The organism is Vibrio sp. M260121 (assembly GCF_036533715.1).
Classification (GTDB): domain Bacteria; phylum Pseudomonadota; class Gammaproteobacteria; order Enterobacterales; family Vibrionaceae; genus Vibrio.
Genome location: NZ_JATABF010000003.1, coordinates 25,280 through 36,986 on the forward strand (window position 1 = coordinate 25,280; position 11,707 = coordinate 36,986).

Consider the following 11,707-nt stretch of genomic DNA (forward strand, 5'->3'; position numbering starts at 1 on the left):
TAGAAATATATTTAACCGAAAGGAGTACGGCAACGCTTAACGATAAGAAATGAGAGCTTGGTAATTTAGCCAGCACGCCTTAAGCGCACTGGCTTTCATATGTCAGATTAGAACGTTGCCAGAGAATTTTCACTCAGCGCGTCGAATAGATGAATCGCATCCAAATCCAAATACAGTGTGAGTGTATCCACATCCACTTCAGCCGCTTGCGTCTCCACCATTAAAGGCTGACCAGCGATTTCTGTCTTCAGCAGAATACTCGCACCCAATAGCTCTTTATCTTTGATTTTCACCGGGAACGGCAGTACGCGGTCGTGATCCACTTGCTCTGAACGCAAATGAATGTCCGTCGGACGAACGCCAAAGTGCAGGGCTAGGTTCTTCGATGCGTGGGCTTTAAAACGCTCTGGTAAAGGAATACGAACATCACCCAGTTCGACTTCCCAATTGCCTTCTTCACCCACTAACTTCGCATCCAACATGTTCATTGACGGGTTACCGATGAACTGTGCCACGAACTTGTTTGCAGGGCGTTGGAACACTTCAGTTGGCGTGCCAACCTGAGCCACATAACCATCTTTCAGAATCACGATACGATCTGCCAATGTCATCGCTTCAATCTGGTCGTGGGTTACGTAAATCGTCGTCGTTTTCAGTTCGCGATGAAGGTGTTTGATCTCTTCACGCATCACACCACGGAGCTTGGCATCAAGGTTAGACAATGGCTCATCAAACAAGAATACTTTTGGCGTACGCACCATCGCACGTCCCATCGCCACACGTTGACGCTGGCCACCAGACAGCTCTTTCGGCTTACGATCCAACAGCGCATCCAGCTCTAGCATTTTCGCCGCTTTACGCACTTCAACGTCAATTTGATCTTTCGGCATGCCCTTTAGCTTGAGCGCAAAGGCGATGTTTTCGTAAACCGTCATGTGTGGGTAAAGCGCGTAGCTTTGGAATACCATCGCAAGGTCACGGTCTTTGGCATCGATTTTGTTCATCAACTTATCGCCAACGTAAATCTCACCGGCTGTGATGCTCTCTAAACCTGCCAACATACGCAGTGTGGTCGATTTACCACAACCCGATGGACCAAGGAAAACCACGAATTCGCCATCTTGCACGGTAAAGTCGAAGTGCTTGACGACCTCCACATCATCGTAAGATTTTTTGATGTTTTTGAATTCTACTTTAGCCATTATTTGTTCTCCTCAGCTCGCTCTAGCAGCATGTTTCGGTACGCAATCGCACTCTGCTTTAAGGTGCGCTCTTGAGTTTGGTAGTCAACGTGTACGATGCCAAAACGTTGTTTGTAGCCATACGCCCATTCGAAGTTATCCATTAGGCTCCAAGCGAAGTAACCATTCACATTTACGCCTGCTTTGATCGCTTCATCCAGCGCTTCTAAATGCGATTGGAAGTAACGCACGCGTTGTTCATCATTCACTTGACCCGCTACATGGTGATCATCACCCGCGGCGCCGTTTTCAGTAATGTACAGTGGCGGTAGGTTTGAGTAACGCGCTTTCAGACGCAGCAATAGATCGGTTAGTGCTTGTGGGTAGATTTCCCAACCAATAAACGTATGCTCTGCTTCTGGTTGAGGAATGCTCTCTAGCATGCCGTTAGCATCAAATCGCACAACACAACGGGTGTAGAAGTTGATGCCAATGAAGTCTAGGTCAGTACGGATGATATCGAGGTCACCCTCTAGAATCATCGGCATGTTGTGTGCTTGGCGCTTAAGTACCATTTCTGGGTATGTCCCTTTCAACACTGGGTCCATAAACCAATGGTAACCTTCTGCATCACTGTACTCTGCCGCTTCTACATCTGCCTCTGTGTATGGGTAGGCGGGCGTCGCATTGAACACACAACCGTGCATTGCGTTTGGTGCGTTGTTACGCATGTGTGGAATCGCCAAGCCATGGCCTAACATGAGGTGGTGTGCAGACAAGAAGCCTTCACGCTCACCTTTAATACCAGGCGCATGCTCGCCCCAACGGTAACCTAGGTAAGCAGAACAGAAAGGTTCGTTCAATGTTGCGTAAGAATCAATCTTGTCACCGAAGTAAGCACTAACTACATCCGCATACTCTGCAAACTTGTAAGCCGTTTCACGGTTAAGCCAGCCACCTTTATCCTCAAGGTATTGAGGCAAGTCCCAGTGGTAAAGGGTGACAAACACTTTCAAACCGCGAGCATGACATTCATCGATGATTTGCTCGTAGAACTTCAGCCCTTCTTCGTTTACCTTGCCATCTTCTGGCAGGATGCGAGGCCATGCCATCGAAAGACGGTAGGCATCTACACCAAGACCTTGAATCATCTCAATGTCTTGTTTCCATAAATGAAAGTGATCACACGCCACATCACCGTTATCAGCGTTATCGACGGCGCCAGGTTTGTTGCAGAACGTATCCCAAATCGATGGGGTGCGTCCGCCAAGTTGTGCACCTCCTTCAATTTGGTAAGAAGAGGTCGCGACACCAAATAGAAACTCTGGGCGGCGCATTTTAGAATCTTGGGGTAATTGGAATTTATTCATTATATTTTTATGCCTTAAATTTCTCTTAACCTTTAACAGCGCCTGATGTCAGACCGCTAATCATCTGTTTCGAAGCAAATAAGTAAGTAATTACTAACGGAAGAATGGAGATAGTGGTACCAAGCATCACCGCGCCCCATGGCGTATTTGGAATGCCCTGCACGCTTCGCAGTGCCTGAGTAATCACATAGTTCTCTGGCGTTGTCAGTACCACCAGTGGTTGCATGAACATGTTCCAGAAGAAGACAAACTGCACGATAGCAAGCGTCGCTAACGCTGGTTTCATCAGCGGGAGTACTACGCTCCAGTAAGTACGGAACTCACCAGCACCATCCAGTTTCGCCGCCTCTAATAACTCTTTTGGAATCGATGCCACCACATGCTGACGCATCAAGAAAATACCAAATGGCGTGGTAGTGAACGGTAGCCAAACCGCTAAGTGGTTATCGAGCAGACCAAGGAACTTCACGATCATAAAGTAAGGGATCAAGCTCAATACTGGCGGAATCATCATCGAGCCAACCAACATACCAAACAGCACGTTTTTACCTTTGAACTTGTACACCGCAAATGCATAGCCACCCATGCTACAAAACAGCAGTGAAATCGTGGTGCCGAGGAACGCGATGTAGATAGAGTTAAACATCGCCTGCCAGAAAGGCATGATTTCCAGTAGCTTGGCGTAGTTGACCGCTAAGCTGTCACCAATGGCAAAGCTGATGCCTGTGCCAAAAATTTCGGTACGGTCACGGGTTGAAAGCAACGCCGACCAAATGAACGGGAATACCGTTATGATGGCAGAAACAATCAGTACGGAGCCGAGCATCACCATCAATACTTTAGTGAAGATCTCAATGCTGCGATCGCTAGGACGCCAACGCTGCGCCGCAGGTAAAGTGTTAGTACTCATCTTATTGCTCCCCTAGACCTTTCTTACCGAAGAAGAAGAATTGAACCGCTGTACAGCCTGCAATCAAGGTAAAGAGCAGCCATGAAATTGCTGACGCTGTACCCATTTCTAACCATTCCCAACCCACTTTGTAGAGGTACATAGAGATGGTTAAACCAGACTGACCTGTACCACCCGTACCGCGCGTCAGAACAAATGGTTCTTCGAACAACTGCAAGTTACCGATGATGGTCATGGTGACCGCAAAGAAGATGAATGGACGAATCATTGGTAGGGAAATGCTCCAGAATCGACGCCATGCGTTTGCACCGTCCATACGAGCCGCTTCTAGAATGTCTTTCGGAATCGTCATCAAGCCAGTGGTGTAAAGCACGATGTTAAAACCGGTGTATTTCCAGAACACCATGATAGCGATAGAAGGCTTCACCATGGTCGCGTCATCTAACCAACGGATTGGCTGGAAGTCGTTTACCCAAGAGAATGCCCAACCAAAAAGCGTGCTGTCGGCCAGTGCCATTAAGCTTTGGTTGATGATGCCCGAGTTCGGCGAGTACATATTGAAGAAGATAAGCGACGCTGCCACCGTAGATGTGATGAACGGAAGGAAGTAAGCCGATGTCAGCCAATGACGGAAACGGTCACCCAGCGACACCAAGATGTACGCCACAGGTAAAGCAACTAAATGCTGAGCCACACCCGATGTGATAGCTAGCCAAAGCGTGTTTTTCAGTGAGCGCCACAGCCACGGGTCAGTTAGTGCAATGTGGTAGTTTTCGAACCCCACATAGTCCATTGCCCCCAAACCCTCGACTGGGTTCCACTCATGAAAAGAAAGAAAAATAGAAAACAGCAACGGAAAAATTCCGAACACTGAAAAGATAATCAAAAACGGCAATAGGAATCCATACGGTGTAAGCGCTTTCAAATTTAGACGAGAAAAAATGCTCTCACGCTCTGATGTTTCCATAACCTTGCTCGCTGCCTGATTCATAGTAACGACCTCTTACCCAGAAGGGGGACATGCCCCCTTCCTGCCTTAAGTATTGGCAAAAATTACAGATTACGCGTACGACGCTTGATCATGCGCTCTGCTTCTTTAAGCGCAGTCTTAATGTCTTTACCTTCATCCAGCACTTCCATCAGTGCATTCTCTAGGATGATAGAACGAGCAACGTGATCGCCTTTCGCTGGTGCCACTGGCTTGATGTTCTGCGCCACTTCAGCAAACAGTAGGCGTGCTTGTTGACCACCTAGGAATTCGATTTTCTCTTCGAACATTGGGTCGTCGTAAGTCGTGGTGTTAGCAGGGAATGCAGCAATGGTTTCGAAGTGTTTAAGCTGAATATCACGCTTGGTTGTCATGTATTCGATCAGCTTCCAAGCTTCATCTTGGTGTTTAGATTGGGTTGGAATCGATAGGAATGAGCCGCCCCAGCTTCCGTAAATACCATCAGGAAGGTTAGACACGCCCCAGCTGCCTGCTGTTTCTGGCGCAATCCAGTTGTTTAGGTGGCCAAGTAGCCAAGCACCAGAAAGCTGAGTCGCGAATGTACCGTTACGGAAGCCTTCGTACCATTCGTTTGACCACGCTAGAATACGACCATCCAAGCCTTTGTCACGGATCTCTTTCGCCACTTCGAACGCGTGGACAAAGCGCTCAGAAGTCACAACTGGGTTGCCGTCTTTGTCGAAGTACAGACCTTCACCTTCAGGAACTGTAGTGAAGATGATCGCTTGTGCCACATCCGCAGCTGAAGCAATCAACTGAACATTTTGCTGCTTAAGTTTTTCACCTGCTGTAATGTAAGAATCCCAATCTTTGATCGCTTCGTTAATATCAATGCCCGCTTTTTCAAAGATGTCTGTGCGGTAATACATAACACCAGGACCTAGATCGACAGGCATGCCGTAAACATCACCGTCGGCACCTTTGCCTTGCGCCCATGCGTAAGGAGCAAAGCTTTCTGCGTACTTATCCGCGCCATAATTTTCAGACAGATTTACCAAGCCGCCCGACGCCACAAATGGGCCAATCTTTTCTACATCAACAACAATCACATCACCTGCACCAGAGCCCGTCGCCAAGTTGGTTGTCAGCTTCGTATGGTGGTCACCGTGGTTGTTCATTAGGTAATCAACCTTAATGCCTGTCTCTTTCTCGAAATCTGGCAACAGCACTTTCAAGCTGCTATCGAAGTCAGGAAAACCATCGAAGCGGATTTTAGTTTCATCGGCAGCGTTTACCGTTGCAGCAACACCGAGTGCAGCCGTCATGGCAAGCGTCAAAGTTTTGAGTTTCATGTTGTTGTCCTTAATTATTGTTCTAGAGAGTATTGAGTTCCTTGACCGAACTTCTTGGCACCAGGGTAGGAGTGAGTTTGAAGTTCACATCACGTTTGTTCTTGTTCAGCGCTTGGATGACAAGTTGTACCGCCTCTGCGCTCATCTGTTCTATAGGGAAGTTAACCGTGGTAAGGGCTGGCGTGAGATAGCGAGCAAACAAGATGTCATCAAACCCGACAAGCGAGATTTGCTCTGGCACTTGCATGCCCTCTGCCTTCAAGACTTCATAAGCACCAAACGCCATGTGATCATTACAAGCAAACACTGCGGTGAAACCGCTTTCACGTTTAAGCAATTTTCTCATTGCACTGATGCCTGATTCTTCTGTAAAACCGGCCTCGGACACTAACGCTTCGTCATACACGATTTCCGCTTCTTCAAGAGCCTTGCGGTAACCTTGTAGACGCCCCCGTGCGTCAGATCTGTCCAGAGGTCCGGTAATACATGCAATGTTGCGATGCCCCATTCGCAACAAGTATTCGGTTGCCATTCGGCCACCAAATTCGTTATCGATCTCGATACAGCTATGAGCCATTTCAGGGATATATCGGTTAACTAACACCACCGGAATCCCTTTATTATCGAGGTCGATCAGATAATCATCAGAAAGACTTTGTGTGTGCAGAATCATCGCATCAACACGGCGACCAAGCAGAAACTCAACCGACTCGCGTTGACTCTGTTCTGTATTCGAACCCGCCGTCACTATCACGTGATAGCCCATGCGTCGTAAGCGCTCTTCAATGCTATGTAAGATGCCCGAATAAAATGGACCGCCTAATTCAGGAACGATAATACCAATACTGCCCGTACGGCTTGAGGCTAATGCCTGCGCAATAGAGTTTGGACGATACCCTAACTCTTTGATCGCTTTTTCGACTTTAAGCTTTTTGTCATGGCTAACGCGGCAAGTCCCGTTAATGACTCTAGAAACGGTCGCTTGAGAAACGCCGGCGTATTCAGACACATCTTTAATCGTCGCCACAGAAACCTCTTAACAGACTGCACCTCTCCGGTTTCAATTCTTCTCGAAACCGCTTTCATGAACTCATTATTCAATATCCACTTAGAGGTTAGCGTGAGAGAGTTCACAACAAGTTTGGGGCTAAATTGAGTAATTTGATAAATAATGAGGCTACTTGCAGTTTTTATTTCATCCATGAAACTGTTTCATGAAACAACACAGGTCGCAGTCTTTTAACCAAAAAAAGCCTCCACGAGGGAGGCAAAAAATATAGGGCAAAGAGATGAATGGATGGTAAACACCTGATACTTCTGCCTTAAGTGTTTACCATCTTTACACGGACAGTAGTTAACTAGGTGTGGCTTACCACCACGCTTCGAACATCGCACCAACTGTTACGGTGTCGACGTCTGATGAAATCTTCTCACCAGTCACAGAATCAAAGCCTGTGTATTCGTTATCTGCATTACCAACTGTTGCGTAGAAACGCAGCATTGGGCGAGACCAAGTTTCTGGACCGATCGCCATGTTTTGCGATAGCGTCATTTTCCAAGAGCTGTTGGTTGCGTCGATGTCATCATAATCCACCACACTGTAGCCTGCTTCTAGCCACGTTGAGTGGATGTCGTTCCATTGGTAGGTTGGACGCACAATCGCGTTGTAGTTAACGCGGCTTTCATCGCCTTCCACTTCTAAAGATTGGTACGCCGCTAAATATTGAACGCCTGCTTTGTCAGTGATTGACGTGCTGCCATCAAAGCTCACTAATAGCGCGGTTTGGTCTTCTGCTAAGTCAAACACACTGTCTTTTGCATTGTCTGAGTAACGAACAATCAAACGTTGACCCGCTGCAGATAGTTCACCGGCCACTTGGTAAGCGGTAACATCACCGACATCTTCGTCTTTCAGCTTGTCAGACGCAAAACCGTAGTTGGCGTAAAGGCTTAAGTCTGCAGACTCTCCGAGCTTGATGCCGTGTAGTTTACTGGTCAGCGCATAGCGGCCGTTATCGCCAACCATATCACCTTCCACTTGGCCTACAGCACTAAAGTCAAACTTCACGCCACCTAGATCTAGGTTATAGAAACCACCACCTTGACCATCGTGCATCATCCAGAAGTAATCGTTGAGGTCCGTTTGAGGACGTTGGTGGAAGTCACGACCCGCCCACACATACAAATCAGGTTGGGATTCAAACAAGTTCGCTGCACCAGCGTACATCTTCTTCACGTTTACGCCGCCATCGTCAGCCCATGAAGCGTCAGCCCAATGATCTAACATGAACACCAAATCCCAAATAGCACCACCGTCGCTCTTGAATGCCTTCGCTAGTTGGAATTCACCGCCGTTTTGTTCGTTACCTAAACGACCTGTCGCGTTAGAGTTTAGTGCTCCTGCAGTACCAACGGTCAATGCATCGCTACCTTGGTAACCCGCACCATAACGAGCGTAACCAGAAAATACGATACCCAACGGTACTTCAGTTTCTGCAGATAACACCGCTGGTTGCTGGTCGTATACGTAGCCAGTTTCCAGTTTCGTTTCCAGTTCTTGGAGACGTTTTTCTAATGCCTCAACATCGGCATCAGCAGCAAAAGAAGGTAAAGAAGCAAGCGAAGCGGCCACCGCAAGAGAGAGAGGTAAAACTTTAAAGCTTTTCATGTGATATCCCTAAAATTTGTATGTGTTGTTATCTCGATAGGAATATTAAGGAATGAAAGCATTGAAAAGCCGCTATGGCTTCACACGACGATGGCCTAGAAAGTGACATGAAACAACGCATGAAACTTAACCATCATTTTTAAATTTAAAAACAATTAGATAGTAAGTTTTAATTTTTGAATCATGATTTGAAATCGCTTTCATTTCACCAAAATGTTTAAGTGCTATCACGTTCACTAAGGCTGAAAAGCCCACATTTCTGAATGACGACATGAAAGATTTCAGAAATATGAAAGATTTCACAATCCGTAAATTTCTTACGAATTCAATAACTCACACTCATAACAAACATGCTTCATATCACAAATACGGGCTTTGCTATTCCATGCAGCACTAAATTACCACCTAGAATAGGCACTAAGTAATTCTTAAGTAGGGAAGCATAATGTCGAAATTGGCCGGAGCACGCCTAGAGGAAATGGCGGATATCCGATCGACAAGAAAAAAGAAGATCGTATTTCTCTGTTCTAGCATTGCCACCGCATTCTTAGCGTACGGGTCCATCCTGCATTATCTGCAAGGGAATTGGGGACTCAGCTTGTTAATCGGGCTGTGCTCTATTGCGTGTCTCACCATCAGTTATCTGATCAAAATTCGAGGTCATCACCAATACGCCGACTTGTTGCTCACCGGCGTGTTGATGTTCGATGGTCTTCTGTTGCTGCTTTATAACGACGCGCCATCGGGTCGTTTGTTGTGGCTCTACCCAATCATCGCTGCCATCATTTTGATTAACGAATTCAAAGTCGGTTTGCTGTTCAGTGTTACCTACACTCTCATCATCTTTTTCGGTTTAACCTTTTTAGAGAGTGTGCCAACTGCTAGCGAAATGACCGAACGCCGCTTTATGTTCACCCTTGTGGCTATTTGCTTTGTTTGTCATACCTTCTCTTATTACTACTCAAAAGTAGTGAACTACATTCAGACCCTTTATCGCGAAGGGATTGAAGAGCTCGCCTATCTCGACCAATTAACTGGCCTTGCCAACCGTTGGAGCTTTGAAACCTGGGCGCGCGCGAAACTAGAAGAATTAGATCAAACTCAAAGCAATACCGTCACTGCTCTGGTTTTCCTCGATATCGATAACTTCAAGCACATTAACGACAACTACGGACACGATGTCGGCGACCGCGTGTTAAAACACTTTGCGACACGCCTGAAAAATAACATTCGTAATAAAGACAGAAAGACGGATAAGCACGACTACTCTATTGCGCGCTTTGCTGGGGATGAGTTTGTGCTGATGCTTTACGATGTGCGCTGCAAGAAAGATTTAGACCGAATCATGGATCGCATCGTCAACTTGTTCCAAAAAGGCTACCACTCGGAAGACAACATCAACGAGCTGACCATGAGTATTGGGGTCGCGATTTACCATCAAGATGCCAATGACCTGTCTGAGCTAACACGCTGCGCCGATAAAGCTATGTACGCAGCCAAGCACACAGGCAAAAACCAGTACGCGTATTATGAGCACTGCTCACACGCAGAAGAGTTGCGCCATCAAAGGCATTCGTTGGTTGGAGCAATGGGCAGTGAAAACGTCACGTCTCTTCAACGTGACGCAAGTTTGTAAGAAATGTCGATTGGCGTGTATTTGCGAACTGGCTTGTACTTGCGAATAGAGGCAAGGCAACGACCACTTACATTAAGCGAACATGTACATCGCCCACAAACCGCCAAGTAAGAAGGTGAGCAGCCATACCACTTGGCGCGTTTTACTCGGTTTGTCTTCTTTTGGTGGAATAACTGGCTTGAGCGCTCGCTCTTTTATTTTACCGACCAAGCTGTTTTCGATCGCACGCTTATAGAAAGCACGGCGTTTTTGAGCTGCATTCGCCACTTTCGTAAAGCGGTGTCTCTGTTCTGTTGTAAATTCTGTCGCCTCATAGCGAGGAGGGAGATCAGAATGTTTAGGTTGTACTGCCATCACTTCCTCCTTGTTAATGGGTGCACCTATCTTAAGTATATACAAAGTTATCAGTTTGTTGCTAAAAACCTTTGCATCTGAACAAGATGCATGAAAAAAGCCACCCGAAGGTGGCTTTCATTTCAATTCTGTTTAGCGCTTATAGGTACTCACACAAGTACGCTGTTGCGTCTTTTACTTGCAGCTCAAATGATGAGTTGCCTTCTACCTCAAAGAACTCACCGCTGTTGTATGTTACCCAATCAACGTCGCCGGCTTTCTTTACGATCAATGCACCTTTGACAACGCTCATGCGCTCTGGCGCTTGAGTGCCAAACGTATACTCACCTGGCAACATCACACCAACACTTACGTCCTGTCCTTGTTGGTTAAAGCCCAGTGACTTTACGCCACCAGCAAAATAACTGTTTTCCTTAATACTCATTATTGGTTTCCTTATCAAAAATCAGCTCTTTTTTACCCTGTTTCGGTTTACGACTCAAGTCTCTACATTGACCTTTCGTCAAAGGCTAAATTCTCAATAACTGTGTTTCGGAATGTAAAAGTGGACATCAGATCATAATTTCACCGTCTCAAAGGCAAGATTGTTTGTTTTTGCGGCTCAAGCTTCTCACCATAATAAAAAAGGAAAGTAAGCAGGGATCATGACCACCACACCGCGCCGTAAACGCAATCAGAAGCCAGAACCGCAACCCTCATTTTGGGCTCGTCATCAGTTCAAAATCATCAAAGGGGGCCTTGCTCTGTTCGGCTGCGCATTGGCTGGTGTGATTAGCTATCAGCTTTATGCTTCTTATTTGGATTACATTGATCCGGATAAAGTCTATGGGGAGTGGATTGAGATTGGTGCGCCGCCATATCAAACCGAGCAGCTTTCTTTTACACCCGACGGAGTTTTTCGTAACCATCGCCTCATCGCAACGCAATTCGAGTTTGACGGCAAAGTGGTCACCCTCAACACAGGATTGGGAATGACAGAGTACCAGCTGTCCGGCTCCCACCTCTCTCCACAAATTCGCCGCATCGAACCACGCTTGCCCGATCAACGTTTTATTCTCAAAGGCTATGAACACACTGTTCAAGGTTCAGAAACAGGAGCAGCGTCGAAGCGTCGTGCCGCTCTGAGTGAACATTTCAGCCGTAAATAGCTTTTGGTCTATCAATTAGCTTTCATCTACAAATCGCTTTTCCCAACAAAACATCTTCTGTATACGAAACAAGCACTTTTGCTCGTAACCTGCTCTATTGCATAATAAAAATTTAATTTCACTCGCAAAATAACGCATA

The 11,707-nt window shown here is 46.5% G+C and carries 11 protein-coding genes; 2 read left to right on the forward strand and 9 right to left on the reverse strand.

The genetic code is table 11. The features are described from left to right. Positions 1-107: 107 nt before the first annotated feature. From QTO06_RS02810 to QTO06_RS02840, 7 genes are all read right to left on the reverse strand, one after another. On the reverse strand, positions 108-1,202 hold the full coding sequence (locus QTO06_RS02810; protein ID WP_010453536.1) for an ABC transporter ATP-binding protein: 1,095 nt from the start codon (positions 1,200-1,202) through the stop codon (positions 108-110). After that, entirely contained in the window at positions 1,202-2,551 is a 1,350-nt protein-coding gene (locus QTO06_RS02815; RefSeq protein WP_331406813.1) for a GH1 family beta-glucosidase, read from the reverse strand. Before QTO06_RS02815 ends, QTO06_RS02810 begins: the two co-directional genes overlap by 1 nt. A 25-nt stretch (positions 2,552-2,576) precedes the next feature. After that, a complete protein-coding gene (locus QTO06_RS02820; protein ID WP_331406814.1) occupies positions 2,577-3,461 on the reverse strand; it encodes a carbohydrate ABC transporter permease in 885 nt (294 codons plus the stop codon). 1 nt (position 3,462) lies between these two features. After that, entirely contained in the window at positions 3,463-4,452 is a 990-nt protein-coding gene (locus QTO06_RS02825; protein WP_045424814.1) for a carbohydrate ABC transporter permease, read from the reverse strand. A 62-nt stretch (positions 4,453-4,514) separates the two neighbouring features. Next, a complete protein-coding gene (locus QTO06_RS02830; protein ID WP_331406815.1) occupies positions 4,515-5,762 on the reverse strand; it encodes an ABC transporter substrate-binding protein in 1,248 nt (415 codons plus the stop codon). Between the two features lie 22 nt (positions 5,763-5,784). Next, entirely contained in the window at positions 5,785-6,789 is a 1,005-nt protein-coding gene (locus tag QTO06_RS02835; protein ID WP_045455755.1) for a LacI family DNA-binding transcriptional regulator, read from the reverse strand. A gap of 342 nt (positions 6,790-7,131) precedes the next feature. Continuing rightward, positions 7,132-8,430: a carbohydrate porin gene (locus QTO06_RS02840; RefSeq protein ID WP_258491515.1), complete on the reverse strand. Its 1,299-nt coding sequence runs from the start codon at positions 8,428-8,430 to the stop codon at positions 7,132-7,134. A gap of 445 nt (positions 8,431-8,875) precedes the next feature. On the opposite strand from QTO06_RS02840, the gene QTO06_RS02845 reads away from it, so the two are divergent. Next, positions 8,876-10,066, forward strand: a complete 1,191-nt coding sequence (locus QTO06_RS02845) for a GGDEF domain-containing protein (RefSeq protein WP_032802833.1) — start codon at positions 8,876-8,878, stop codon at positions 10,064-10,066. A 72-nt stretch (positions 10,067-10,138) separates the two neighbouring features. Here the strand turns inward: QTO06_RS02845 and QTO06_RS02850 are convergent, their stop codons facing one another. Then, positions 10,139-10,420: a hypothetical protein gene (locus tag QTO06_RS02850; RefSeq protein WP_331406816.1), complete on the reverse strand. Its 282-nt coding sequence runs from the start codon at positions 10,418-10,420 to the stop codon at positions 10,139-10,141. Between the two features lie 139 nt (positions 10,421-10,559). After that, positions 10,560-10,844: a pyrimidine/purine nucleoside phosphorylase gene (gene ppnP, locus QTO06_RS02855; RefSeq protein WP_005434752.1), complete on the reverse strand. Its 285-nt coding sequence runs from the start codon at positions 10,842-10,844 to the stop codon at positions 10,560-10,562. A gap of 220 nt (positions 10,845-11,064) precedes the next feature. On the opposite strand from ppnP, the gene QTO06_RS02860 reads away from it, so the two are divergent. Further along, positions 11,065-11,568, forward strand: a complete 504-nt coding sequence (locus QTO06_RS02860; protein ID WP_331406817.1) for a DUF2850 domain-containing protein — start codon at positions 11,065-11,067, stop codon at positions 11,566-11,568. Positions 11,569-11,707: the final 139 nt, after the last annotated feature.